General features: G+C 66.9%; 25 protein-coding genes. All 25 read right to left on the bottom strand.

Going from position 1 to position 25,522, the window contains the following annotated elements; genetic code table 11:
• Window positions 1-309: 309 nt before the first annotated feature.
• The 25 genes from PST29_RS30145 to PST29_RS30025 all read right to left on the bottom strand — a co-directional run bounded on the left by PST29_RS30145 (window position 310) and on the right by PST29_RS30025 (window position 25,333).
• Window positions 310-1,539: a hypothetical protein gene (locus PST29_RS30145; RefSeq protein ID WP_060845011.1), complete on the bottom strand. Its 1,230-nt coding sequence runs from the start codon at window positions 1,537-1,539 to the stop codon at window positions 310-312.
• A 444-nt stretch (window positions 1,540-1,983) separates the two neighbouring features.
• Window positions 1,984-2,943 (bottom strand): PDR/VanB family oxidoreductase, encoded by a 960-nt coding sequence (locus PST29_RS30140; RefSeq protein WP_060845010.1) that lies wholly within the window; start codon window positions 2,941-2,943, stop codon window positions 1,984-1,986.
• A 58-nt stretch (window positions 2,944-3,001) separates the two neighbouring features.
• Window positions 3,002-4,036, bottom strand: a complete 1,035-nt coding sequence (locus tag PST29_RS30135) for an aromatic ring-hydroxylating oxygenase subunit alpha (protein WP_060845009.1) — start codon at window positions 4,034-4,036, stop codon at window positions 3,002-3,004.
• Window positions 4,037-4,057: 21 nt separating this feature from the next.
• Window positions 4,058-4,285, bottom strand: a complete 228-nt coding sequence (locus tag PST29_RS30130) for a recombinase-like helix-turn-helix domain-containing protein (protein WP_060845008.1) — start codon at window positions 4,283-4,285, stop codon at window positions 4,058-4,060.
• A gap of 27 nt (window positions 4,286-4,312) precedes the next feature.
• Complete coding sequence (locus tag PST29_RS30125) at window positions 4,313-5,278, bottom strand: VOC family protein (protein WP_060845007.1); 966 nt, start codon at window positions 5,276-5,278, stop codon at window positions 4,313-4,315.
• Window positions 5,275-6,771, bottom strand: a complete 1,497-nt coding sequence (locus PST29_RS30120; protein WP_060845006.1) for an aldehyde dehydrogenase — start codon at window positions 6,769-6,771, stop codon at window positions 5,275-5,277. The genes PST29_RS30125 and PST29_RS30120 overlap by 4 nt, the downstream gene beginning before the upstream one ends.
• Window positions 6,772-6,873: 102 nt before the next feature.
• Window positions 6,874-7,677, bottom strand: a complete 804-nt coding sequence (locus tag PST29_RS30115; protein WP_060845005.1) for an aspartate dehydrogenase — start codon at window positions 7,675-7,677, stop codon at window positions 6,874-6,876.
• Window positions 7,678-7,687: 10 nt separating this feature from the next.
• Window positions 7,688-9,370, bottom strand: coding sequence for a thiamine pyrophosphate-binding protein (locus PST29_RS30110; protein WP_060845193.1), 1,683 nt, complete (start codon window positions 9,368-9,370; stop codon window positions 7,688-7,690).
• Complete coding sequence (locus tag PST29_RS30105; protein ID WP_060845004.1) at window positions 9,363-10,160, bottom strand: SDR family oxidoreductase; 798 nt, start codon at window positions 10,158-10,160, stop codon at window positions 9,363-9,365. The genes PST29_RS30110 and PST29_RS30105 overlap by 8 nt, the downstream gene beginning before the upstream one ends.
• A gap of 1 nt (window position 10,161) precedes the next feature.
• Window positions 10,162-10,995, bottom strand: a complete 834-nt coding sequence (locus PST29_RS30100; protein WP_060845003.1) for an IclR family transcriptional regulator — start codon at window positions 10,993-10,995, stop codon at window positions 10,162-10,164.
• Window positions 10,992-11,870, bottom strand: a complete 879-nt coding sequence (locus tag PST29_RS30095; RefSeq protein ID WP_060845002.1) for an alpha/beta fold hydrolase — start codon at window positions 11,868-11,870, stop codon at window positions 10,992-10,994. The genes PST29_RS30100 and PST29_RS30095 overlap by 4 nt, the downstream gene beginning before the upstream one ends.
• A 4-nt stretch (window positions 11,871-11,874) precedes the next feature.
• Window positions 11,875-12,411: a cupin domain-containing protein gene (locus tag PST29_RS30090; RefSeq protein ID WP_060845001.1), complete on the bottom strand. Its 537-nt coding sequence runs from the start codon at window positions 12,409-12,411 to the stop codon at window positions 11,875-11,877.
• A 12-nt stretch (window positions 12,412-12,423) separates the two neighbouring features.
• Entirely contained in the window at window positions 12,424-13,188 is a 765-nt protein-coding gene (locus tag PST29_RS30085; RefSeq protein WP_060845192.1) for an SDR family oxidoreductase, read from the bottom strand.
• Window positions 13,188-13,964, bottom strand: a complete 777-nt coding sequence (locus PST29_RS30080; RefSeq protein WP_060845000.1) for an ABC transporter permease — start codon at window positions 13,962-13,964, stop codon at window positions 13,188-13,190. Before PST29_RS30080 ends, PST29_RS30085 begins: the two co-directional genes overlap by 1 nt.
• Window positions 13,965-13,993: 29 nt before the next feature.
• Window positions 13,994-14,995, bottom strand: a complete 1,002-nt coding sequence (locus tag PST29_RS30075; RefSeq protein WP_060844999.1) for an ABC transporter substrate-binding protein — start codon at window positions 14,993-14,995, stop codon at window positions 13,994-13,996.
• Window positions 14,996-15,034: 39 nt separating this feature from the next.
• Entirely contained in the window at window positions 15,035-15,871 is an 837-nt protein-coding gene (locus PST29_RS30070) for an ABC transporter ATP-binding protein (RefSeq protein WP_060845191.1), read from the bottom strand.
• 386 nt (window positions 15,872-16,257) lie between these two features.
• Window positions 16,258-17,274, bottom strand: a complete 1,017-nt coding sequence (locus PST29_RS30065; RefSeq protein WP_060844998.1) for an aromatic ring-hydroxylating oxygenase subunit alpha — start codon at window positions 17,272-17,274, stop codon at window positions 16,258-16,260.
• Window positions 17,271-18,443, bottom strand: coding sequence for a hypothetical protein (locus PST29_RS30060; RefSeq protein WP_232513188.1), 1,173 nt, complete (start codon window positions 18,441-18,443; stop codon window positions 17,271-17,273). The genes PST29_RS30065 and PST29_RS30060 overlap by 4 nt, the downstream gene beginning before the upstream one ends.
• Complete coding sequence (locus PST29_RS30055; RefSeq protein WP_060844996.1) at window positions 18,407-19,561, bottom strand: hypothetical protein; 1,155 nt, start codon at window positions 19,559-19,561, stop codon at window positions 18,407-18,409. The genes PST29_RS30060 and PST29_RS30055 overlap by 37 nt, the downstream gene beginning before the upstream one ends.
• Window positions 19,549-20,907: a F390 synthetase-related protein gene (locus PST29_RS30050; RefSeq protein ID WP_060844995.1), complete on the bottom strand. Its 1,359-nt coding sequence runs from the start codon at window positions 20,905-20,907 to the stop codon at window positions 19,549-19,551. The genes PST29_RS30055 and PST29_RS30050 overlap by 13 nt, the downstream gene beginning before the upstream one ends.
• Window positions 20,897-21,751, bottom strand: coding sequence for an MBL fold metallo-hydrolase (locus PST29_RS30045; RefSeq protein WP_060841776.1), 855 nt, complete (start codon window positions 21,749-21,751; stop codon window positions 20,897-20,899). The genes PST29_RS30050 and PST29_RS30045 overlap by 11 nt, the downstream gene beginning before the upstream one ends.
• Window positions 21,748-22,755 (bottom strand): NAD-dependent epimerase/dehydratase family protein, encoded by a 1,008-nt coding sequence (locus tag PST29_RS30040; RefSeq protein ID WP_060844994.1) that lies wholly within the window; start codon window positions 22,753-22,755, stop codon window positions 21,748-21,750. Before PST29_RS30040 ends, PST29_RS30045 begins: the two co-directional genes overlap by 4 nt.
• A complete protein-coding gene (locus PST29_RS30035; protein ID WP_060844993.1) occupies window positions 22,755-23,774 on the bottom strand; it encodes a beta-ketoacyl-ACP synthase 3 in 1,020 nt (339 codons plus the stop codon). Before PST29_RS30035 ends, PST29_RS30040 begins: the two co-directional genes overlap by 1 nt.
• A 36-nt stretch (window positions 23,775-23,810) precedes the next feature.
• Window positions 23,811-24,455 (bottom strand): hypothetical protein, encoded by a 645-nt coding sequence (locus tag PST29_RS30030; protein ID WP_060844992.1) that lies wholly within the window; start codon window positions 24,453-24,455, stop codon window positions 23,811-23,813.
• Between the two features lie 98 nt (window positions 24,456-24,553).
• Window positions 24,554-25,333 carry a hypothetical protein gene (locus PST29_RS30025; RefSeq protein ID WP_232513187.1) on the bottom strand — a complete coding sequence of 260 codons (780 nt, stop codon included), beginning with the start codon at window positions 25,331-25,333 and terminating at the stop codon, window positions 24,554-24,556.
• Between the last annotated feature and the right edge of the window lie 189 nt (window positions 25,334-25,522).

Genomic DNA, 25,522 nt, shown 5'->3' with positions numbered 1-25,522 from the left:
GTTCGGGTTTCCCGTGGGGTTGAGCCTCGTTACCGACGGCTGTCCACGTGAAGAGGGGGCGCACTATACCGGTGCGCGGGCTCGCCGTCTGCATGTTGCGTGTCGAGCCGAGGAACGGCAGTGCCGGCGGTGGGCTGAAACGGTTCTTGTCTTGCCCGGAAAATCCCGCGAACAGAGGCTTCAAGGGGCCCGCATCATCCCCGCGATACCGTTGCCAACCGTAGGAGCTGGCTGGCCAGCGAAGGGGCCCGTTTGAGCGGTGTCCGTCTTGAAGCCCTGTTCGCCGGCAAGCCGGCTCCTGCGACGGGATCAGAAGTAGTAGCCGATGTTGATGTTGGTCCGGTAATACCACTGGTTGCTGCCGCTGGAGGTGGTGCTGGTGAAGCCGCTGCCATTCTCCGCGCCGCCATAGGGGTTGGCGTTCCTGGCCCAGGTCAGGTCCAGCCAGGCCATCACCGGTAGTGCCAGGAACTGCGCGCCAATGGTGTACATCTGCGAGTCGTCCCAACTCCTTTTGTCTTTGCGCATGCGGCTGTAGTCGTTGTACAGCTTGATGCGCTTGAGTTGCCCAAGCCCGGGAGTGTCGATGTCGTACCCCAGGTTCAGCGAGGCCACGCTGGCCCGGGAGGCGATCAGGTAGGCCGGGGTCAGGCCGTTGCCGCCCATCAGCACCGAATCTTTGCTGACGCCACCGGGGTTCTTTGGATCGAATTGGTAGCGAATGGCCTGGCTGGTCAGGGTCCAGGGGCCATGATTGATCACCGCGTGCAGCCCCGCCGCCCAGTAGTCGCCGTTGTCCCGGGTGCTGGCGTTGTACAGCTGGGCCGTGGCCAGGGAGGCGCCCAGCTCGGTTTTCCAGTCGTCGAGGTTGAAGGTCCGAGCGACCCGGGCATTGAGCTGGTTGCGTTTTTCATCGTCCTGGCGCGACTGCACAGCGGCGATTGCGTTGTCGTTCAAGTCGGCGTAGCGGCCGACTTCCGGCGAGTAGCGGATGCCGCTGGGCAGCATCCGCGGGAAGTAGGCCAGTTGCACATCCCAGTCCGTGTCCTTGTGGCTGTACTTCAAGCCACTGCCGGCGCTGGAGCCGTAGCCGAGAAAAAACGGGATGTGATAGCTCCAGCCAAATTGCGGGTAGGGCTCCAGGCCAAAGGGTTTGAAGGGCGCTCCCAGTTGCAGGGTCGATTGACTGTTCAGCCGATAGCCGACGAAGCCCCGGTCGATGGCGCGCTTGCCGTCATCCTGGAACCAGTAGCCCAGGTCGCCGTAGAGGTTCTGGTAGCGGGCCTGGACGTCCAGGCGAAAGGTGTCGAACAGCAGGCGACCGTTGTTTTCCGTGGTTTGCCAATGCTCGTCGCGATAATTCAGGCGCAAGGCGCCGCCGATGTCCAGGCTGCTGTCGCCGTCCGTGCTGCGCCAGGAAACATGCGGGAAAGGCTTGTTGGCGGCGTTGGCGCGCACCGGTTCGGAAGGCACCGGTTCAACGGCGAAACCGGCGCAACTGATCACTAGCAGGCTGGCACCCAGGGCGTGACGCTTCATCTTGATCTCCTCCTTATGAAGTGAGGAGGGCAAGAGCAGAAACCATGCCAGTCGCCACGCTACTTGCTTATGGAAAAATACTTTCAAATCAATGATTTATATGGGAAACAAGGCTCCCTTGTACAACCCTTGGAACAGCAGGTTACAGAGGTTACAGGGGGCCTTGTCCGGTGCGTCTTTATTGCACCTTGGGGGTATTGGGCGGGCGGGGTGTTTTATGGGTGAACCGCGGGACGCAGCCCCATGGCGCGGGCTTGTTGGCGAAAAAACGGGTTGAAAAAGGCTGAGGCCGATCAGTTAGGCACAAGCACTGTACGGGTGGCGAGGGAGCTTGCTCCCGCTGGGGCGCGCAGCGACCCCAAAAATGGGACTGCTACACCCCGGAGCGCCGGCCGGTCCCACGGGAGCAAGCTCCCTCGCCACAGGTTTTTTTAGCCGGGCAGATTACAGATCCAGCACCAGGCGCTGGCTCTTGCAGCCCGAGACACAGACCATCATCGAACGGTTGGCCGCCCGTTCGGCCTTGCTCAGGACGCTGTCGCAGTGGTCGACCTCGCCTTCCAGGACCCGGGTTTCGCAGGAGCCGCACACCCCTTCGCGGCAGCTGTGGTCGATGTCGCAACCGGCCTCCAGCAGCACGTCCAGCAAGCTCTGGGTCGGCTCCACCGCCAGGCTCCGCCCGGACTTTTTCAGTTCCACGCGGTAGTGGCTGCGGGCGTCTGCGCTCGGGGCGATTTCGCCGGCGCTGAAGCGCTCGACATGGCTGTGAACGTAGCCCAGGCGTTCACAGGTGCTTTCAAAGGCATCGAGCATTGGCGTTGGGCCACAGCAATAGAAGTGGGTGTCGCCGGGGTAGCCGGTCAGGTAGTCCCCCAGATCTGGTGGCAGGCCCTGCTCGTCGTTGAAGTGGTAACGCACCGGGGCCCCTAGGCTGTCGAGGCTGGCCACCAGCGCCGCTTCCTGGCGCGAGCGGGCGCAGTAGATCAGCTCGGCGGATTTTCCCAGGGCCAGCAGCTGGCGGAACATGCAGTAGATCGGCGTGATGCCGATGCCGCCGGCCACCAGCACGCTGTGCTCGGCACCCAGATCGAGAGCGAAGTTATTGCGTGGCGCCGAGATCGACAATGCCATGCCGACCCGCAACTGGCTGTGAATGTACTCCGAACCGCCGCGGCTGTTGCGGTCGCGCAGGATGCCCAGGCGGTAATGCCCGGGATCGCCCGGGGCGTTGAGCAGCGAGTAGCTGCGCACCAGGCCGTTGGCCAGGTGCAGGTCGATATGGGCGCCGGCCTCGAAGGCCGGGAACCGGGTGTCGCCCAAGGGCCGCAGCTCGACGCTGATGATGCCCTCGGCTTCATAGTGCAGGCTTTGCACCCGGGCGGTGAGGAGCGGGGATGTGCACATCATTCACCTCTTTCAAGACAGCGCGGCAGGGATCGGGCTCGATCCCCGCCGGTCGGGTTCACGCCAGTTGCCTGGCGTCGATCAGTTCCAGCTGGGCCTTGGCGGCGTTCTTCAGGTAACGCCGCAGGCGCACCACTCCCAGGTCGTGCTGGTAGAGGTTTTCCCGCTGGTTGGCGTCGGCCTCCATGAATTCGAGCAGCACCCGGTCCTGCTCCAGCACCGCCCAGTGGCGCGCCTCCAGGCGGTTCTTGTAGAGGAAGCGCCAGGTGTCGCGCTGCCAGCCGGTGAGCGGGCGGCAGCGCCAGTGGAACACCGCCGCCAGGGCGCGACTGCTGGGGGTGTAGCTGCCGATGATGGTGAAGTTGCCCCCCGGGCCGCCGGTTTTCGGGTAGGGAATTTCCAGGCGCAGCCAGTGGCAGCCGTTGTCGAGGAACTCGGTCCAGTCGAAGTTGACCCCGCGCTGGCCTTCCTTCTCGAAGACGAAGCCCTGCTCGGTGTCGCGGGTGACGAAGCGCGCGGTGGCTTCGCCTTCGCTCATGGAGTGGGACATCTTGTGCAGGTAGGTGCCGTGCATCGGGTCCATGACGTTGTCCAGCACATAGCGGTAGTCGCCCTGCCACTCGGTGTAGCAGAGGAAGTGGCTCCATTCGGGGTTGGTCAGTTGCTCCGGCAGCACCAGCTCCGGCGCCTGGTCCAGGTGCGGGTCGCTGGCGTTGAACAGGAAGATCGCCCCGGCCGCCTCGCGGGCATGGAACATCCGCGTCGGCCGGCTGCCTTCAAGCTTGCACCCGGGGCTGCCGGGCACCTTGAGCACGGTGCCGTCGCAGCGCACTTCGATGCCGTGATAAGGGCATTGCAGGCGATCGCCCAGCACCGGGCCCTGGGACAGCGGCGCGCCACGGTGCGGGCAGTGGTCTTCCAGGGCATGGACGCGGCCATCGTTGTCGCGCCACAGGGCGATCTTGTAGCCCAGGCGGCGGATGGACACGGGCTTGTCCCCCAGATGCTCCGACGGCAGTACCGGGAACCACAGGTCTTTCAGGCCATTGGCCAGGTGTTGCTCAACAGGATCGACGGTCAGTTGCAGGTTCATTTCTTATTGTCCTCCGACGGGTCATTCGCCCAATCGAGCCATGAGGGTTTTGTAGGCATCCGCCGTCCACTGGCCCTCGGTCAGCGGGCAGGGCGGGCCGGCCCGGTCAAGGTGTTCAAGCAGCGCCGGCAGTTCGCTGATGCCATTGCCAAAGGCGCGTTCGATGGCGTCTCCCAGCAGGTCCTCGAAGGGCGTGCTGGGACGTTTGCGAGCCTGATGCGGCTCCAGGTAAGGGGCGCGGGCGGTCATGTCATGGATCTCCTTTTCGGCTTCTGCTCAGGCTTTGGGTTTGTCGGTGAGGAATTTGCCCTGGGGCGCCTCGACGTGTTGCTGGCGGCGGGTGTGGCCGTCGATGCCACCGGCAATCGCCCATTCGGCGAACACCGTGGGGCCGGGCTCGAAGCTGCGGGGCTGCCATTGCCCGGTCAGTTGGTCTTCATCGGCGTAATACTCCACCAGGGCCCCGGCGGGGTTCTTGAAGTACCAGAAGAACGCCGACGACACCGGGTGCCGGCCCGGGCCGATTTCCGTGCTCCAGCCGCAACGGGAAATGTGCATGCCGCCGCCAAACACCTCGTGCACATCGCGCACGGTGAAGGCCACATGGTTGAGCCCGGCCCGAGGCGCCGGCAGTTGCAGCATGAACAGGTCGTGATGGCCGCCTTCCTCGGCGCTGCGCAAAAAGGCCCCACGATCCGGGTAACGGTCCGAGGCCTGGAAGTCGAAACGCTCGCTGTAGAAGGCTTCGCAGGCGTTCACGTCCTTGACGAAAAACACCACGTGGCCGACCTCGATCGGTGTGGCGCGTTCGTAGATCGGTGCTGGCTTGTTGATCCGGCCCTTGGTCTGCCAGGTGTTGTGGCCGCTGCACTCGATGTCCAGGGTGCGCTTGCGGGTCACCTGCAAGCGGATGGCCAGGCCGTTGGGGTCGGTGCAGCCGATGCGCCCGTCGCCTTCGACGAAACCCGGGTCGGCGGCGATGCGCTGGCGGTACAGCGCCAGGTCGGCGGCGTTTTCCACGCCCCAGACCACTTCGCGCACCGTGGAGCCGGCTTCGATCGCCGGCGGCAGGCCGGGCCGGTTCAGGTCCGCCAGCACCACGCGACAGCCGTTGAGGGTTTCGAAGACCACCTCATCCTCCCGGGCGCTGACCTGCTGCAGGCCCCAGTCGCGGAAAAACCGCACGCAGGTGTCGAGGTCCTCGACGCCGTAAGTGACTTCATCAATGCCCAGAACACTCATTGCGCTACCTCGTTGCCCAGACCGGCCCAGGCCAGTGGTTGTGGGTTCATGCCCCAGTAGAGGCTCTTCTGTTCCATGTACTGCAGGATTCCCAGGCGGCCCTTTTCCCGGCCCAGGCCGCTGTCGCGCCAGCCGCCGAAGGGGGTGGAAATCGAAAACTGCTTGTAGGTGTTGATCCACACCGTGCCGGCCTGGAGCTTGCGGCCCAGGGCCCAGGCGCGCTTGTAGTCGCGGCTCCAGATCCCGGCGGCGAGGGCATACAGGCTGTCGTTGGCCTGCTCCAGCAACTGCGCTTCGTCCTCGAAGGGCAGGGCCACCAGCACCGGGCCGAAGATCTCCTCCTGGCACACCTGCTGCCGGTTGTGCAGGCCTTCGAGGATGGTCGGCGGGTAGTAGAAGCCACGCTCGTAGGCCGCTCCCGCCAAGGGTTCGCCGCCCAGGCGCAGGCGGCCGCCGGCGGCCAGGCCCAGGGCCACATAGCGCTCTACCGACTCACGGTGCTCGGCGCTGATCAGCGGTCCCATCTGGGTGCGCTCGTGCGCCGGGTCGCCGACCCGCAGCCGGCTCGCCGCGTCCACCAGTCGGTCCATGAACGGCTGGTACAGGCGCTGGGCGACAAACAGCCGCGACCCGGCGATACAGGCCTCGCCCGAGGAACTGAAGATGCCGTACAACACCCCGGCCACGGCGTGGTCGAGGTCGGCGTCGTCGAGCACGATGGTCGGCGACTTGCCCCCCAGCTCCAGGGACACCGGCATCATCTTGTCGGCGGCGATGTGGGCGATGTGCTTGCCAGTGCGTGTGCCACCGGTGAACGAGACCTTTTTTACCAGGGGATGGCGGGTCAGGGCGTCCCCCAGCAGCGAGCCCTTGCCCGGCAGGACGCTGACCAGCCCCTTGGGCAACCCGGCGTCGTCACAGATGCGCGCCAGTTGCAGGGCCAGCAGCGGGGTGATTTCCGCCGGCTTGATCACCACCGCGTTGCCAGCGGCCAGGGCCGGCGCCAGCTTCTGCGCCTCACTGGCGATGGGCGAGTTCCAAGGGGTGATCGCGGCGATCACGCCCATGGGTTCGTAGACGCTCATGCTGACGAAATCCCCTCGGGACGGGGTGATGGTCTCTTCCAGGGTTTCGCAGGCGGCGGCGAAGAACTGAAAGGTCGCGGCCGCGCTGGCCACCAGGGCCCGGGTTTCATTGATCGGCTTGCCGTTGTCCTGGCGTTGCAACTGCGCCAGATCCTCGCCGCGCTCGCGGATCAGCCCGGCGATGCGATACAGCACCGCCGCCCGTTCATGGGGCTTGCGCTGGGCCCAGCCGCTGTGCAGAAACGCCTGATGGGCGCCTTGCACCGCCTCCTCGACATCCTGCAGATCGGCGGCATTGAGCCACGCCACCGCCTCGTTGGTGGCGGGATAGCGGCTGGCATACCGGGCCCCCCGGCCCAGGCGCCAATCACCGGCAACACAAATCGGTAACGACAGTTCAACACTCATAAAAACCTCAGCTTCAGTGGCAAGCCGCAAGCTGCAAGTGACGGCAAGCGCGCTGTTCACGCCTTGACTTGCCGCTTGCCGCTCACTCCTTGCCGCTGCTCATCAGATGGATAGGCCGTGAGCGTGGTTGCCCAGGGCCCGGATCACGCTGTACACGGTCAGCGCCGACGTTTTCGGATTGGCCGCCAGCGGCTTGCCTCGCAGGCTCAGTTCGAAACCGCCAAAGGCGCCCCGGGCCTGGAACTGATGGACGTTCTCGTCACTGTGCGGGTCGGCGATCAGCGTCACCCGGGTGCGGTCCAGGCCGATCCCGGCCAGGGACAAGGTGGCGGCGACGTTGGCGTTCTTCGGGTACAGCCGCGCCGCTTCCCGGGCGCTGCCCTGGAAAATCACCGTCGCTTCGCTGATGCGCTCCAGGTCGCAGGCCTGTTCGCCAGGGGTGTTTTTCCAGGCCCGGGCCGGTTTGCGGCCGGTGTAGTCCACCGAGTCCAGGCCGCCGACCTTGGCCGCCGACAGCGCGTCGATGCCGCCGATGGCCCCCGGCAGCAGCTCGATGCGGGTACGACCGTGCTCGGCCGCGGCTTCCAGGCGCTCCACCAGGCCCGGCTGCGAGAGCGCGCCCACCGAGACGATCAGGCAGGCGATGCCTCGCTCCAGCGCGGGCAGCACATGTTCCTCAAGGGCCTGGTGGCCGGCGCACTCCAGCAGCAGGTCGGGCCGGGCCTCGGCCGGCAGGGCGGTGAGCACCTGGGGCGGATGCTGCAAGCGGGCCAGGCGCTGGCGGGCGGCGGCTTCGGAGCCGGGCGAAACGATCACTCGGTCCACCCGCAGTTGCCGGTCCTGTTCCAGCAGTTCCAGTACGCCGAGGCCAATGGCCCCGCAGCCGATCATGGTGATGTGCAACATGGCGCATTCCTCAGGCATTGGCTTTCTGGGCTTGGGTTTCGCTGTTGGGCGGCCCGGCGAACGCGGTGGCGAAGTTGCCGACGCTGAGCATGTCCACCTCCAGCAGGAAGGGGCCGGGCTCGCGCTGGGCACGGTCCAGCAGGCCGCCGAAATCCTTGAGGTCGCGGACCCGGCCGTGGCGCAGGCCAATGGATTCGGCGAGCTTGCTGTAGTCCGGTGTGTGCAGGTCGACGTAGCAGTGACGGCTGCCGTAGACCGCGTCCTGGATGTTGCGGATGACCCCGTAGCGCTGGTCGTTCATCAGCAGGATCACCAGGTTGACGCGCTCCTGGACCAGGGTCGCCAGCTCACCCAGGTTGAGGATGAAACCGCCGTCGCCGGCCAGGGCAAAGACCTTGCGCTGTGGCGCATTGACCGCTGCGGCAATGGCGGCGCCGATGCCCATGGCCAGGCCCTGGCCGATACCGCCGCCCAGGGCGTGGATGCCGCAGCGCGGGTGATAGAGGGTCAGCAGGCGGTTGCCCCAGAGGCTGTTGGACAGGGTCACGTCGCGCACCCAGGTGAAGTCGCGGCCAGTGTGGGTCTGCAACTGCTCGACCATGGCCGAGTAGGGCCCCAGGTCCGCCAGCAACTGCTGGCGCGAGGCGGCGCGCACCGCCTTGAGTTCGGCGAGGAACTCCGGGTTGCCGTGCAAACGGCCTTCGAGGCGGTCGGCCAGGCCTTCGAGGGCCAGGGCGGCATCGCCACAGACAAACCGCTCGCTGGGGTAGCTGCGCCCTTCGATGGCCGGGTTGGCGTCGATGCGTAGGGTGTTGTGGGGCAGCTTCAGGCTGTACTTGAAGGTTTCGTTGCTGCGCAGGCGCGAGCCGGCGATCAACAGCGCGTCGCAGCTTTGCAGGAACTGCTCGACCTGCTTGTTCTGCGAGAAAGCGCCGAGGCAGCGTTCATCGTCCTCGTTGACCACGCCCCGGCCCTGGGTCGAGGTGATGATCCCCAGCCCCAGGTCCATCAAGCGCTTGACCTGAGGCCCGGCGTGCCGCGCCCCGCCGCCCAGCCAGAGCAGCGGCCGATGGGCTTGCGCCAGGCGTTCGGCCAGTTGGTCCAGGGCCTCGGCGGCGGGCACCGCCACGGCCACTGGCAAGGGCGAGAGGTCCGTGGGCATGGGGATCAGGGTCGACTGGATGTCGATGGGAATCTCCACGCTCACCGGCCCGGTGGGCGCGGTCAGGGCGGTCTGCACCGCCAGCTTCAGGGTGCTCAGGGCGGTTTCCACGCTGCGCACCCGGAAGGCCGCCTTGGATACCGCCTTGAGCATGCTCAGCTGGTCCCGGGCTTCGTGGATATAGGCCAGTTCCTGGTCCAGGTAGGGGGTTTCGATCTGCCCGGTCAGGTGCAGCAAGGGCGTGCCGGCGGTCAAGGCTTCCACCAGGGCGCCGGCGGCATTGCCGGCCGCGGTGCCGGTGGAGGTCAGGCACACCCCCAGGCCGCCGCTGGCCCGGGCATAGGCGTCGGCCATGTTGGCCGCCCCGGCTTCGCCCCGGGCCATGACGAAGCGGATGTTGCCGCGCACCGCGAAGGCATCGAGGATCGGCATGTTGTGGATCGAGATCACGCCAAAGGCGGCCTTGACGTCGCATTGTTCGAGAAAAGCGGTGATGACCGCTCCGACGGTGACCATTGGTTCGTTACGCATGGCGGCAGAGGCCTCCGGAAACATCGATATGGCTGCCTGTGGTGTAAGCGCTTAGAGGCGAGGCCAGGAACAGGATGGCTTGGGCTGCCTCGATCGGCAGGCCCAGGCGTCCCAGGGGAATCTGTTTGCGCTGGGCCAGTTGGGCGGTCCATTGCGTCCAGTCGAGGTGGCGTTCTTCCCGGGCTTCGAAGCGCCGGCGCCATTGCCCGGACTCCACCAGGCCCACGAGGATGCCGTTGACCCGGATGCCATCGGCGGCGAACTCGCTGGCCAATGAGCGCACCAGGTTCAGCACCCCGGCGCGGGCCGCGGACGTGGCCACCATGTGCGGTTCCGGCTGGCGCGCCAGCAGCGAGTTGACGCAAACGATTGCCGCCTCGGGCTGGCCGTCGAGCTGGGGCTTGAAGGCTTGCACCGGGTTGATCACCGAGAAGAACTTGAGGTTCAGCTCTTCGCTCCAGGCCGCGGCGCTGGTGTCGGCAAAGGTCGACACCCGGCCTTGCCCGGCGTTGTTGACCAGCACGCTGGCCGGGCCCAGGGCCTTCAGGCTGGCGCTGGCGAAGGCGCCCACGGCGTCGGCGTCGAGCACATCGCAAACCCGCGCCAGCAGCTGCGCCTCGGGGAAGCGTTCGCGCAGGCGCTGTTGCGTCGCCTCCAGGCGCTCTGGGTCGCGGCCACAGAAGGCCACCTTGGCGCCCGCCTGCAGCAGCAGTTCGACGCAGGCCAGGCCGATGCCCGACGAGCCGCCGGTGACGATGGCCGTGCGGCCTTGCAGTTGATAAGGGCTCATTTCAATCCCTCATCAAGGCGGTGACCCGCGGCTGCCCGTCATGGGCCGCGCTGTTGTAGTTGAGCAGGCGCGACAGCTCGTCGGCGCTGCGGCGTACCTGTAGCAGCAGTTCGTTGTAGTTGATGTGGCCGACCTGGGCGGTGGCGATGGTCACTCCCAAGGCGGCGACGATGCTGCCGCTCTGATCACGCACCGGGGCCGCCACCGTGGAAATGCTCGGCTCGAAGAAGCCTTCGCCGCTGACAAAGCCCCGCTGGCGGTCGGCCTGGACCATGTCGAACAGCGCCATCACGGTGTTTGGCGTGCTGGGGGAGTGCTGTTCCAGGTGTTCCTCCGGGTACAGCTCGCGCAGCTCGGCCAGGGACAAATCCCCCAGCAGCACCCGGCCGAGCACCGTGGCGTGGGCCGGCAGGCGGGTGCCGACGCTGACCGCGCTGGAGAACACCGAAGGTGGCGAAACCTTGGCCACGTAGACGATCGAGCGACCGTCGCGCACCACCAGGTTGCTCGGGTAGTTGAGGCGGTCGCACAGCCGCGCCAGCAGCGGCTGGCCCAGCTCGGTGAGCTCCAGCGACGCCAGGTATTCGAAGCCCAGGCGCAGCACCGACATGCCCAGGCGGTATTCATTGCCGCTGCGGGTCACGAAACCCATGGTTTCCAGGGTGGTCAGCAGACGGAAGATGGTCGAGCGCGGCAGGGCCAGGCGCCGGGCCAGCTCCGGGGCGGTGAGGGTGCGGTTGCTGCGGCTGAATTCGCACAGCAGCAACAGGCCCCGTTCCAGGCCTGGGACGATGTACTTGTCCTGAGGGTCCTTCAGCAGATCGGCGTCGTTCATAGGGGTCTACCTGTCAGGGATTCTTCGATGGCGCGGGCCAGCAGGCCCGCCACCACCAGCGGTTGTTCGACGGGGCTGGCGTGGCCCGCGTTGGCGATCAGGTTGAAGCGTGCGCCTAGTGCCTTGGCCAGGGTCAGGCAACCCTCGGCCGGGGTGATGCGGTCGGCTGCGCCGCAATGCACTTCGCAGGGCATGCCGGGTGGGCCATGGCGCAGCAGGTCGTCACCACACAACAGCTCGATGGCCTGGCGATACCCGGTGGGGTTCAGGCGGGCCATGTTCCAGCGCACCCAGGCCAGGGCCTGGGGCGTGGCGGTGGGCGAAAGCATCTGGGCGCTGCGCTGATCGGCTAGGCCGGCGATGCCCAGGCGCTCTAGCGTGTCCAGGCGTTGTTGGCGCACCTGCCGGCCCTGTTCGGCCAGCGCTGGCGCGCCGTAGCCCTGGGCCGGGCTGATCAGCAGCAAGCGGCTGACCCGCCGGGCCTGGGCGCTGCGGGCCAAGGCCAGGGCCGGCAACGCGCCCAGGGAGTGCCCCACCAGCACGCATTGCTCGATCTCCAGCGCGTCGAGCATCTGCAGCAGCCGGGCGGCGTAGTGCTCGGCCTTCGGCGCGGGGGATTCCAGCGGGCTGGAATCACCGTAGCCGGGCGCGTCCCAGGCAATGACCCGGGCCTTGGGCGCCAGGTGCTGTGCGACTTCCAGCCAGGAGGCCGCCCCGGAGCCGATGCCGTGCAGCAGCACCAGCGCCGGCCCCGCGCCGCCTTCACGCAGGGCCTGGAGGCCGCCGCTGGCCGTCACCAGGCGCTGGGGAAAGTCCCGGGCCAGCTGGGCTTGCAGGTCCGCCGTCGCTACCGGTTGAGAGAGGCCTGGGAACATGGCCTTACCCGCGCTTGATCGAGGCCAGAGGGTGCTCTGGCGGGTAAGTCGGGGTGATCGGCTTCTTCGCGCCGAGCATCACGCACATCAGCGCGTCTTCATCGCCGATGTTGATCTCCTCGCGGTACACCCCTGGCGGCACCGACACCAGGTCACGTTCGTTGAGGATGGTTTCAAAGCGCTCGCCGTCCTTTTCCAGCACCAGCTTGAGCCTGCCGCGCAGGACGAAGAACACTTCCTCTACATCGATGTGCAGGTGCGACGGGCCCTCATGGCCGGCGGGGATGACCATGGTGGAAAAGGTGAAGTGCTCGGCCGGGACGGTGTTGCTGTCGTTGCTGACCCCGGTGCCGCCGGTGCCGATGTAGCGCATCTGCGCGCGACGGTACTTGGGGTCGTAGTCGGCCTGGAACTTCAGCGCATCCCAGTCGTACTGGCGGGTTGCGTAGCGGGCGATGCGGGTGTTCATCCAGCTTTCCAGGCTGGCCCCGGCCGGGCGCTCCCAGCTTTTGGCTTGCGAGTTGGCGGATAGATCGGTCATGGCAGTCTCCATTCAGGGCATGACGAACCCGCCGTTGACCGGCAGGGTTTGTCCAGTGATGAAACGGGCAAGGTCGGACAGGGCGAACAGCACCGCGCCGCTGACGTCCTCGGGCAGTTGCGGGCGTTGCAGGGCGCGCTGTTCCAGGTACAGGCGATGGCGCGCCTCGGGCACATAGGCGGTGGCTTCCACCTGCACCAGGCCCGGGGCGATGGCGTTGACGGTGATCCCGTCGCCGCCCAGCTCCCGGGCCAGGCTGCGGGTCATGGCGATGATGGCGCCCTTGCTGGCGACGTAGGCCAACAGGTTCGGCGCGCCCCACAGCGGGGTGTCCGAGGCCAGGTTGACGATGGCCCCGCGGCCGCTGGCGCGCAGGGCCGGCAGGCAGCCCTTGGTCATCAGCCAGGTGCCGCGCACGTTGACCTGCATCACCTGATCCCAGGTGTCCAGGGTCAGTTGCTCGCAGCTCTTGCCCCCGGAATGGGTGATCGAGGCGTTGTTCACCAGGCCGTCGAGGCCGCCGAGCAGCTCCACGGCGGCGTTGATGCAGGTGTCGATGGCGTCGGGGTTCGCCAGGTCCAGGCTCAGGGCGCGGACATCCAGGCCCTGGTGGCGCAGGTCGATGGCCGCCTGTTGCACCCGCTGTTCCAGCACATCGGCAATCACTACCCGGGCTCCGGCGCGGGCAATGGCTTCGGCGAAGGCGTAGCCCAGACCACGGGCGCCACCGGTAATCAGGACCCGACGGTCCTGCAGCAGATCACTTGGGGCGTTCATCATTGGCTACTCAACATGGCTTTGGGCAGGTAGTGCAGGACGCGCTTTTCCGCCCAGACCACGGCGCCGTAGGCGATCACCCCGATCAGGGTCAGCATGACGATGGCGACGAACACCCCGGCGGTGTTGCCCTGGCCCTCGGCGTCCACCAGGAGGAAGCCCAGGCCCTGGTTGCCGCCCACCAGCTCGCCCACCGTGACCCCGATCACCGCCAGGGTCGAGGCGATGCGCAGGCCGGAGAACAGCGCGGCCATGGCCGAGGGAAACTCCACCAGGCGGAAGATCTGCCAGCGGCTGGCGCTCATGGTGCGCACCAGGTTGATCATGTCCGGGTCCACGGTGCGGATCGCCGACAGCACGTTGATCATCACCGGGAAGAACACGATCAGGATGGCGATCAGGATCTTCGGGTAGACGGTGTAGCCCAGCCACATCACGAACAGCGGGGCGAAGGCCACCTTCGGCGCGATCTGCAAGGCCAGGATGTAGGGCGAGAGCACGGCTTCGGCGGTGGGCGACAGGCCCAGGGACACACCGATGGTCAGCCCGAGGAAGGCGCCGAGGGCGAAGCCGACGATGATTTCCAGGGCGGTGACCAGGGTGTGCTGCCAGAGGTTGCCGCTTTGCCACATGACCAGGCTTTCCTGGGCCACGCGGCTGAGCCTGGGCATGACGAATTCGGGCATGCCCAGCAGGCTCGGGCCCCACTGCCAGAGCAGCAGGAACACCAGCAGCAGCGCGATGCTGCCGAGCACGGAGTGATTGAGGGTTTTCATCCGGGGTTGTACCTCGCAAGGGGCGGTGCTCATTGCGCAGCCACCGGGCTGTCGATGAACTGGTTGGTGTAGAGGTCGTCGAGCCTGGGCTCTTGGTTGACGATGCCTTCGCTGACATAGAACTGGCGCACCTGCTCCAGGCGCTGGGGATCGATGCGCCCCAGCACCTGTTGACCGGCATAGACGTGCTCGACATAGAGCTTGAAGATTCGCTCCAGGGCATCCTCCTTGCCGGCGTAGGCCGGTACTGCCTGGGCGAAGGTCCGGGCCGCGGCGCGCGGGTCCTGGATGATGTCGCGCATGCCTTGCAGGGTGGCCTGGACCACCCCGCGCACCAGTTCCGGCTGGTCGCGGATCGCCGTGTCGGAGGCGAGGATCGCCTGGGCCATGCTTTCGAAGATCTGCTCCCGGGGAATCAGTTGCACCTTGATCCCGGCGTCCTCGGCATTGATCACCCAGTCCGGCACGGCGGCCATGGCCTGGGCCTTGCCGGCGGAAAACAGCTGCCAGACCCCGGACGGGCCAGCGGCCTGGATGTCCACATCGCTCTTGCTCAGGCCGGCTTTGCGCAGGGAGGCGAGCAGCGCGTAGTAGGTGGTGTCCGAGTAGGACATCACGGTCAGGGTCTTGCCCTTGAGGTCGTCGATGGCCTTGATCCCGGCACTGTGCGGGGTGGCGATCAGGGTCACCCCTCCAGCCCCCAGCAGTGCCACCGCGCGCACCGGAATGCCATTGGCCCGGACCACGATCGGAGTGTCGCCAATGGCGCCGCCCATCAGCGCGTTGCCGGCGCCGATCTGCTTGGCCACGTCGACCCCGCCCTTGGCGGCGATAAAGGTCAGGTTGAGGTTGTGGGCGGCGTAGTAGCCCTTTTCCTTGGCGATGATCCACGGCGCGAACGCCGGCAGGTTGGGTGGCGCCGGCAGCAGGTAGGTGACCTCCTGCGGGGCGGCCAGCGCGCCGTGCGCCAGGGTCAGGCCGAGGGCGACAGTAGCGGTGCGGCCGAGTCTTTGAAACAGCGACTTGAGCATGGGTACTCCTGAATCGGTTGCGGCCCGCTAGGGCCTTGATCAATGCAGTTCGAGGTCCTGGCCGACTTGCAGCAGCTCCATCAGGCGTCCAACCAGCGGGCCGATCTCCGGCAGCTTGCGGCGCTCCAGGGGGTTGTCCCGCAGGGGCAGGTCGACGCTGATTTCCTCGACGATGGTTCCCGGGCGGGCGCTCATGACCAGCAGCCGGTCGGACATGGCGATGGCTTCCACCAGGTCGTGGGTGATGAACAGCGCGGTCTTCCCGGTGTCGGCCAGCATCCGCGCCATGTCCTGTTGCAGGATCATCTTGGTCTGGGCGTCGAGGGCCGAGAACGGCTCGTCGAGGAACAGCACCTGGGGGTCGATGGCCAGGGTCCGGGCCAGAGCGGCCCGCTGGCGCATGCCGCCGGACAGCTGGAACGGGTAGTGCTCGGTGAAGCCCTTGAGGTGGCAGCGTTCGAGCAAATCATTGGCCACTGCTTCCCGGGCGCTGGCCGCCACGCCCTGGATCTCCAGGCCCAGCTCGACGTTACGGCGAATGCTGCGCCAGGGCATCAGCAGGTCTTTTTGCAGCATGAAGGCCACCCGGCGCACCGGCCCGGTCACCGCCTCGCCGCCCACCAGCACCTCGCCTTCGCTGGGCAGGTAAAGGCCCGAGCCCATATTGAGCAGGGTGCTCTTGCCACAACCGGAAGGGCCGATGATCGACACCACCTCGCCGCGACGGATCTTGAAACTCACGTCACGAATGGCAAAGGGCGCGCTGGACTGACCCTTGCTCGGAAAACACTTACCGACTTGGCGAAATTCGATTTCAGTCGGCGCCAACTCTTCCTGAGGAAGAGGGGCATTCCATTGCGGCACGACGGCGTACATCTCTTTCACAGCCATTGGGATAATTCTCAAGTCTGTTTTATAGGTGATACGTCGTTTAGTGCATGAACAATGCCAGTGAATTTAAGATTCGGTTTCAAGTTATAAAAATCGTTATTAATCAGTTACTTGTAATAAGTAATTTGATTTTTTCTGTGTTTTATATATGAAACGATGTTTATTGTCTGGCACGAAACTGCCCAACACTTGGAAGTGGCCTGGGAAGTTGCGAGAAAAGAAGGCTTTGCGGGTAACGGGAAAAACGCGATAAATGCCTTGTTTGTTTTATATATGAAATATGGCGCGCGCTAGTCAGCGGCTCTTCATATAAGAGCCGCGGCCCCGCAATGATCTATTGCCGAAAGTATCGGGTTGCAACACGTATCGGGTTACAGCCAGAAGGTTTCATGCCGCTCTTGGAAGTTGTGTATTTCACCCTGCTCCAGCAACTGGCGAATCCACGGCCCCAGCAGATCCAGCGAGGTGTCCAGCGGCGTGGGCCGCTGCCAGCGCAGCGGCACCCGGGCAAAGCGTTGCTGGTTGGCGCTGACGTTCTCCAGGATCTGCCGGTCCTGCTTGAGGATCACCTTGAACAGCGGCTGCAGCACGCCGCGTTTGATCCAGCCCGGCAGGCGGCCGCGGGCCGTGGCGATGCGCGCGAACAGCCGCAACTGGCCCTCGGCGGCGGGGCTCAGCCAGGCGCTGACCAGCAGGTTGAGCCGGCCCTGGCGGTCGCGGTATTCGATTTCCGCCAGCCCCGGCAGGCGAAAGCGCCCCATGCTCAGGCCGCGTTCGCCTTCGAACAGCCGGGAAATCAGCCCGGATTGGGTGCCTTCTTCGCTGTACTGCGCTTCAACCCCGTCTTCGAGCCGATGCACCCAGGCGCTAATGCGCTGGCGCTGGCGATCGTGGCGAATCCAGCCGGCGTGCACGAAGTGGGTGTGGAAACCGTCGAGGAAGTTCTCCGCGGCGTCCTGCAAGCTGCACTGCACCCGGTCGCTGATCCAGAACACATCCAGGGCCTGGGCCTGTTCGGCGGCGGCCACCGGTGGCGCATGCGGCCGCTCGCTGGCAAGGCTGGCCCACACCAGTCCCTGGGCTTCGCAGCTGTGCAGCGGCTGCAGCAAGGGCTGGCTGCAACGCTGCTGCTCCAGCCCGGGCAACTGAGTGCAGCGACCCTGGGGATCGAAGCGCCAGCCGTGGTAGGGGCACTGGATCTGCCCGTCGCGCACCCGGCCGGCGCTCAGGGGCGCAAAGCGGTGAGGGCAACGGTCCGGCAGCACCGCGGCGGCGCCGTCGGCGTCGCGAAACAGCACCAGCGGCACGCCGTGCAGGGTGCAGGCCAGGGGCTGCTTGTGCAGTTGCCGGCTGAGGGCGACGGGCCACCAGCCCGAGTGACTGTTCACAGTTTGAGCTTCCTCATCAGCGGTACGCCGATCCGTTGCAGCAGCATCCCCATCAGTTGCCACACCAGCCTGCGCGGCCAGGGCAGGTGGGCGATGTGGATCAGGCTGTATTCGATTTCGGGCTGGCCGCCGCGCAGGCGTTTGAAGGCGGCGGCGCCGGAGCTGAAGTTGAGCACCTGACGGCGGTTCACCGCCTCTTGCAGGCACAGCCTGGTCAGTTGCCGGTACAGCCCGGCGCGCTGGGGCAGGGCGGTGTCGTAGCCAACAATGGGCGTGCTGATCAACGCGCTGTTGGCGAACCAGCCCAGGGCGCCGTCGATGCGGCCTTCGGCGTTGCGCAGGGCGCGCACGTCCAGCCAGCCTTCGGCCTGCCCGCGTTGCAGCCATTGGGCGCTGTAGTGGGGGTTGAGGCGGCTGTATTTATCCAGGTACAGCAGGTTGTACAGCTGCTCGATGCGCTGGAAGTCGGCTTCGTTCAGCTGGCTGCCGGGCACCACCGTATACGGGCTGCGACGCAGCAGGGTGGCATCCAGGCGGGTGTTGTGGTGGCGCAGGAAGGCTGAATTTTCGCCCTGGCGGCCGTCGAACAGGTACACCTGGCGGCTGGGAATCGCCAGGTAGCCCAGGGCTTGCAGGCGCTTGCGCAGGGCGCGGTTGCTGAAGTCGTTGAGCGAGCGAAAGCCAAAGCCGTGGTCGGGAAACGCCCGGCGCAGCAGCTCGGTGATCGCCGGCAAGTCCGCGCCGTCCCAGTCGGCCGGGTACAGGTTGGTGGACAGCAGCCAGTTGTTGACCTGCACCAGCCGGTCGACCTTGGCCGCGCTCAGCAGCCGGTCCACGCCCTGGGTCAGCAGCCTCAGCGGCCGGGCCAGCCAGGGCCGTTTCAGGCGCTGCAGTTCTTCCCGGGCGTAGCCGCTGTAGGCGGTTTGCGGCGACACCACGTAGCAGTTATCCACAGGGTCGTGGCCGTGGTTGATGCTCACCGGGAACTGATGATGGCCGGTGTCCAGCAGGGCCAGGGCGGTGCTGACGTTGCCGATCAGGGCGCCGCCGGCGCAGGTGCGCACGTACTGCCGGGCGTGGCTGTCGCCGGCGCTCGGGGGCTCAAGGGCCAGTTGCTCGGGCATCCACAGCTTCATCGGCGCGTTGCCCCCAGGGGTTGGCCGTTCCATTCGATATCGGCAGTGGAGGCGGCCAGCAGCCCGCAGCGGCGGGTCAGGGCGCGGCCGATGATCTCGCTCAGGCTCAGCAGTTGGGCGGTCAGCGGGCCACGGTCACCGTCCTGGACGATCACGTCCCGGGCTTGTTGGTAGTCGTGCCAGAACTCGCGGCTCAAGAGCCGTGACGGTGCCGCCAGAAGCAGCATGGCCAGGGCGATCATCCTGGGTTCCAGGGTCGCCTCCAGCGCAGCGCCGGCTTCGCTGCCGAGCGCCGCTACCAACGGCACGCGCTGGTCGTCGAACAGGTGCACGCCGCTGGTGGCCCTGGGGTTGCACTCCAGCACGTGGAAGCGGCCGTGCGGGTCCTCGATGAAGTCAAAACCCACCTGCCCGGTGTAGCCGGTGGCCCGGCCGAACTGCTCCAGGAAGGCGCGGATCGGCGCCGGGGCGCAGCTGTGAAAGTAGATTCCCGAGCCACGCCCGACCCGGTAGCGCGGCTGGTAGCTGCTGTGGGCGCGCAATTGGCCGTCCACCAGCACGCTGAAACTGCAGTATTCCTGGCCGGGGACAAACCGCTGGGCCACCCAGGGCGCCTCGCTGCTGGGCCGGACCTTGGCCAACTGCATCGGGCTCGGGCGGATCAGGGTCTGGGAGGCGAAGCGCGAATAGGCCGGCTTGAACACCAGGGCATCGTGCTCGGCGGCCAGGGCCTGCAACGCGGCCGGTTCATGCAGCACTCGGGTCGGCGGCGCGGCCACATCCCAACCTTGGGTCATGGCGGCGAAATCGCCCTTGTGGTGCAGGCGGTGCAGCAGCTCGAAATCGCTGGTGAACACCCGGCACAGCGGGCGCAGACGCTCCAGGCCGTGGGCCAGGTAGAACACCTCTTCGCAGGTGGGTAGCAGCAGGTCGATGGCCTGTTGGCGGATGACCCCGGCCAGGGCTTCGATCCAGGCATCCGGGTCGTGGCGCGGCTCCGGCAGGCGCACGAAGTGCTCGGCGGCGCGGCTGAAGCGGCTCAGGGGCTGGGCCAGGGAATCGGCCACGGTCACCGTCCAGCCGGCTTGGCTGAAGGCCCGGGCCCACTCCAGGCAGGCCGGGGCCCGGGCGCCGAGAATCAATACACGCATGGCAGTCCCTCGGGCAGTTGCAGCATCAGCAGGCGGCGTCTTTTCGTCTGTGGCGGCGGCGCCTGCCAGTGGCCGAAGCTCAGCTGCGGCGCCTGCAGCCCCTGTTGCGCGCAGAGCTCGGCGAGGGCCTCGCTCAAGCGTTGGCACAGCCCGTGGTAGTCGCCCGAGGTGCGCAGGTTGACCTGCCAGAGCAGCCCGCGCTGGTGGATTTCATATTCCTCAAGCGTCGCCCCGAGCATCAGCAAGGCGCGGCGCAACAGGTCGGGGTAGAGCGGTGCCAGCTGCTGGCCGTCGAGCCGCGGCAGCCAGAGGATCTCGTCGGCGCGGCCTTCCACGGCGGCGATGGCCCGTTCCGCGCGGCCACAGGGGCAGGGCGCGTCGGCCACTCGCAGGATGTCGTTGAGGCGATAACGCACGATCAGCTGCGTACGCCGGGAAAAGTCGGTGATGATCGGCTGAAAGCGCGTGCGCTCAGGGTCCAGCCACTGCGGTTCGATGTGCAGGTGGCTTTCATTCAGGTGCAGGGTGCCGGCCTCGCAGGTGTAGCCGAGGAAGCCTTCGCTGGCCTGATAGATCTGCCGGGGCTTGAGCCCGAAGGCCTGCTGCACCACCTCGGCGTCGGTAGTTTCCAGTACTTCGGCCACCGACAGAATGTGCCGGGGGCGGATCGTCAGCTGCCCGGCCAGGGCCGCCTGGGCCAACCCGCGCAGCACCGTGGCCGGGGCCACCAGCACGTCCGGGTTCTGCTGGTTCAGGCGTTGCAGGGAGGCGGTCAGGCCCAGGGTCAGGTCATGAAAGGCGAAGTCGATGCGGCGGCTGGCCAGGGTGGTGTACAGGCGGCTGTTGGCTCGCAGGAAGAAGGCGATGCGCAGCGGCGCCAGCCAGGGGCACAGCAGCCGGGGCAGCAGGGCCCGGGGCAGGGTCCGCGCCAGCAGGATGCCGGCCCAGCGTTGGCGTTCCACGCTGCTGACCAGGAACACCCCCTGGGCCCCCGAGGTGCCGCTGGACAGGCCCACGGTGATGTCCCCCAGGGTCGGGCTGAAGTCCCGGGAACGCTCGGCCTGCAGGGCCACCGGCAACACTTGTTCCAGGCTCAGGGCGCGGGTGTTGAAGGCGGCGAAATCGCTCATCAGGCTGGCCTTGTCCATGATCGGCAAGCTGTGCAGGCCATCGTGGGTCAGCCCGTTGAAGCGCTGGCCACGGGGCATGACCCGCGCCATGAAGTGCTTGAGGCGTCGGGCCTGCCAGGCTTCCAGGCGCTCGCGGCGACGAAAGCGCAGGGCGTAGCGGCTGAACACGAAGGCGCCGATGCTGCGCAGGGTGCCCAGCAGGCGTTCACTGTTCATGGGCGAACGCCTCCCAGGCCTGGGTGCAATGGGACGGCAGCACCGCCACCGCCGGTTCGCGGCGGATCAGTTGGCCCAGGCCGCTGTAGGTGCGCACATATTGCTGACGGTCGGCGCTGGCAAACCACAGTGCCGGGGCGGCGGGCAGGCGTTCGGCGCGGCAGGCCGGCACCGACCAGCAGGCGTCGGCCACCAGGAACACCGGTCGGCCCTGGGCATCGGGGATGAACAGGCCCAGCTGGCCTTCGCTGTGCCCGGGCAACGGCACGCCGATCAGGCTGCCATCGCCGAACAGGTCCAGGCCCTGCTCGAAGGGCGCCATCCAGCTTGGCAGCGCACAGCTGGGGCTGGCTTCGGCCAGGCGCAGGCGGGCGCCGAAGTCGTCCGGCAGCAAGCCCGGCAGATGGCCGCCGAGGGTGGCGCGCCAACGCTGGCCGCGCAGGCTGTCGATATGCCGGTAATCGGCTTCCAGGGCGATGAAACGCGCGTTGGCAAAGTCCCGCAGCCCGGCGACATGGTCGGCGTGAAAGTGGGAAATGATCACGTGGCGGATATCCCCCGGGCCGATGCCCAGCTCATGCAACTGCGCGCCCAATTGTTCGACCACCGGCAACTGCACCGGCACCGCACTGCGGTACAGGCGCTCGGGCAGGGCGCGGGTGGCCTGGAAGAAGTGCTCGGCGTAGCCGGTGTCGTACAAAATCCAGCCGTGCTCCGGGTGCTGGATCAGCCCGCACAGGGCCGGAAACTGCACCGGCGCCAGGCGCCCGCCACGGTCGGCCATGCATTCCAGGTGCTGGCACCAGCCGGCCCGGAGGATCTTCAAACTCACGCTGCGGCTCATGCTCGTTGCCTCTGTTGGGCCAGCCACCATTGGGCGTGCTGGGCGATGCCCTGGTCCTGGCTGATCACCGGGCGATAGCCCAGCTCGCGCTGGATGGCGCTGATGTCCAGGGTCTGACTGAAGGCCAGGACGCCGGCGCCGTAGCGGGTGATCAAGGGTTCGGCGCCGTTGCCCAGGCGCGCCTTGAGCTCCAGCAGGCGCGCCACGCCGTGCACCAGGGGCCAGGGCAGGCGGCGGGTGCGCAGCGGCAGCTGGAAGTGCTCGGCCATCTGTTGCAGCAGGTCCTTGAAGGCCAGCGGCGTGCCATTGCTCAGGTTGTACACGCACAGCGGGCGCGGCAGGGGCCGGGTCAGGGCCAGCCACACCGCGTGCACCAGATTGTCGACGCAGGTCAGGTCCAGCTGGGCCCGACCGCCGCGCATCAGCGGAATCGCCCCGCGCTGCATCACCCGTAGCAGGCGCGGCATCAGGGTTGCGTCCCAGGGGCCGAACACCGCCCGGGGGCGCAGGATCACGCACTCGGGCAGCTTGGCGTCTGCCAGCAGGGTTTCGGCCTGGGCCTTGCTGCGGGCGTAGTCGTTCACCGGGTTTGGCAGCGGCTGGTCTTCGTGAATGCCCAGGCGGTCGCTGAAGTCGAAGTACAGGCTCGGGGTGGAGATGTGCACCAGCCGCGGGATGCGGTTCTTGCCGCAGGCGTGGATCACCTCGGCGGTGGAGTCGAGGTTGGCCCGGGCAAACGCCTGGGGCGACCCCCAGGGTGAAGACAGGGCGGCGCAATGCACGATGGCGTCATGCTCGCGGCTGGCGTCGGCCAGCAGGCGCTTGGCCAACGGGCTGCCGTGCTCCAGGGGCAGCCAGCGCACCGGCGCCGGGCTGTGGGCAATCACCTCGGCCGCCGCCTCGGGGTTGCGCCCGCTGAACTGCACCTCACAGCCTTCGGCGGCCAGCTTCCAGACCAGATGCCGACCGATAAAACCGGTGCCGCCGGTGACCAGGATCTTCATCAGAACTCCAGGATCATGCCGCCGAGGGACAGGCCCGCGCCGGTGCCGATCAGCAGCAGGGTGTGTCCGCGTTGAATGCGCCCGTCGCGCACCGCGATGTCCAGGGCGGTGGGCAGGGAGGCCGCCACCTGATTGCCGTGCTGGGCAAAGATATCGATGACCTTGTCCGGCCCCAGGCTCAGGCGCTTGGCCGCGTGTTGCATGGCCTGCTGGCTGGCCTGATGGGGGATCACCCAGTCGATCCGTGCCAGGGGCAGCGCGGCTTGCTGCAGCAAGTCGTCCAGCAGCTCGGGCAGGTGCTTGGCCGCCAGGCGGAACACACCCTTGCCCTGCATGGCGAAGCTGGTCAGGGGCTCGAACGGCACCTGGATGCGTCGCGGATGAAAGCGCGAACCGCCGGCGGGGATCTGGCACAGCGCCGCGCCTTCGGCGTAGGTCTTCAGGCGCGAGGCGAGGAGCTTCTGCCCGCCATGGCCCGGGCCCAGCACCACCGCCGCCGCGCCGTCGCCGAAGATGCCGCAGACTTCCACCTGCTGCCAGTCCAGGCCGCAGGAAGCGATATCGGCGCACACCAGCAGCACGCGCCGGTAATGCCCGGCCTGGATCGGCCAGGACAAGGTATCCAGGGCGGCGATAAAGCCCAGGCAACTGGCGTTGATGTCCATGGCGGGAATGCCCGACTGCCCCAGGCCCAGCTCCCGTTGCAGCAGCGCGGCGTTGCAGGGCATGCCCTGGTCCTGGGTGCCGCTGGCGCAGACGATCAGGTCCAGCTGATCAAGCGTCAGGCCGGCCGCCTGCAGGGCCTGGCGCGCGGCACGGGCGCCGAGGCTGGCGGCGGTGTCCGCAGGATCGGCGACGTGGCGCTGCTGCACCCCGCTGATGCGCGCCACGCTACCGGCTTCCAGGCCGAGCTGGCGGTCCAGCTCGGCACTGCTGACCACCCGCTGCGGCAGGGCGTGGCCGGTGCCGAGGATGGCCAGGGCGCGGGCCGGGCGGGGGGAGGACGCTGATGTGTGCATGCAAATTCCGTGTGTGGGGCGTCGGGGGAGGCTTGATCAGGTGGCGGACGGCGGGACCGGGCATTGGCTCAGAAAGGCTTGCAGCCCTTGCTGATACTCCTCGGCGTCCATCAGTTCGCTGTGTTTGGCGATGCGGCAGGCCTGGTCTTTGCGCTGCATTTCGGCGCTGGCCACGTCATAGAAGTTGGCCGCTTCACGCAGGTACACGACCTGCTCCCAGGTCATGCTGCTCTTGGCTCTGGGAGGTTTGCTCAGGGTGAAACCCTGGTCGTCGAATCTCAGGTGGTAAGTGCCCTCGACAGCCTTCAAGGGCATCCGCAGGCGGGCCTCGATCAGGCGGTGGTTCAGGCCGCGCAGCGGTGTCCGGTGCCGGGTGCGGGCCTGTAGGCGCTGGATCAGGCGCCCGGAAAAGCGCCACCAGAGCGGGATGAAGATCAGCGCGCAGAGCACCAGGGCGATGATCTTTTCCGGGGTAAAGCGCCGCTCGGGGAAATACAGCGCCAGGGGCGCGGCGATCAGGCACAGCAGCAGGATCAGCGGGCCGAGCAGGCGCCCCTGCCAGCGCGAGGTGGCGCTGGAGATCCGCGTCTCTAACTGGTCATGCTCAAGCAGCGCCTGGGGCAGTTTTTCGGCAAGCCGGGCTTCGGTGTGGGCCGGGGTGAGGCGGTACTGCAATTCCATGGCGGCTGAATCCGAGGTCCGTGTTCGGTGAGGGCGGCAGTTTACCGATTTCTCGGGGGCGGGTATCTGCGACGTGTGCGCCAGCACCCGTTCGCTGCTCAGGTTGGGAACTGTTCGATGTATCGCTCCACCCATTGATACAGGTGTTGCTCCAGCTGCGGCCGCTGCTGGTTGAATTGGTCCTGGTAGCGGTTGAACAGCGGGTCCTGGTTGATGCGCATGCTCAACTCGGTGGGGCTTTCGCTTTCGGCGTGGGCCGCTCTTAGTTGCTGCTGGCGCTGATCGGCGTGCTCCAGGGTGTCCGCCAGGGTATCCAGTTGCAGGTGGCGCAATTGAGCGATGGCCTGGGACAGGTGAAAGTGCAGGGCGCTGTCGAAACCTTCCCAGCCCTCGAAGGCCAGCCACTCGTGCAGGATCATGAAGCAGCGCGGTGCCGGGGCCAGCGCCTCCAGTCGCGCGAAATCCAGCCAGTACTGGCGGGGCAGGTGCTCGGCGGTTTCGATGGCCTGGGCGATCAGGTCCAGGGCCTGGCCCGGGTCCCGGTGATGCTTGCGCAGAATGCGCTGGGTCAGGGTGAAGCGCGCTTCTTCTATAGCGTGCAGGGCGCGGTTCAGGTCGTAAGCGGCGTTGAGCAAGTGCTCCCGGGCTTGCTCTTGGGGCAAGCCGGACTTTTCTACCAGCACTTGCAGCAGCTCGGATCTGTAGAGCTCGGCGGCCAGTTGCGGATTGCCGGCGCAACGTTCGAGCAGGGCCTGGGCGTGGCGCAGGCCGATGGGGATCAGGTGGCGTAGCTGTTGCAGAGCTTGGGTGTGCGTCGGGTCCATCGACAGGGTGCCTTGGTCGTCATTGCCGGTGGCGGCGGGAGGCTGATTATCCACCGCGCCGGGCAAAACCTGTAGCCGCTGCCGCAGGCTGCGAACGGCCCGAAGGGACGCGGGGTTCTCAAGGTCGCTGAAGGTCCTGCGGACCTTTTCGCAGCCTCGCGAGCTCGGCAGCGGCTACAAAGAGGTGGCGGTCGCAGTTCAGGTTGGGGGTGTAGCCGCTGCCGCAGGCTGCGAACGGCCCGA

The sequence above is a fragment of the Pseudomonas sp. St29 genome (assembly GCF_001547915.1).
Lineage (GTDB): Bacteria > Pseudomonadota > Gammaproteobacteria > Pseudomonadales > Pseudomonadaceae > Aquipseudomonas.
This window is presented reverse-complemented; position numbering and strand designations above follow the sequence as displayed.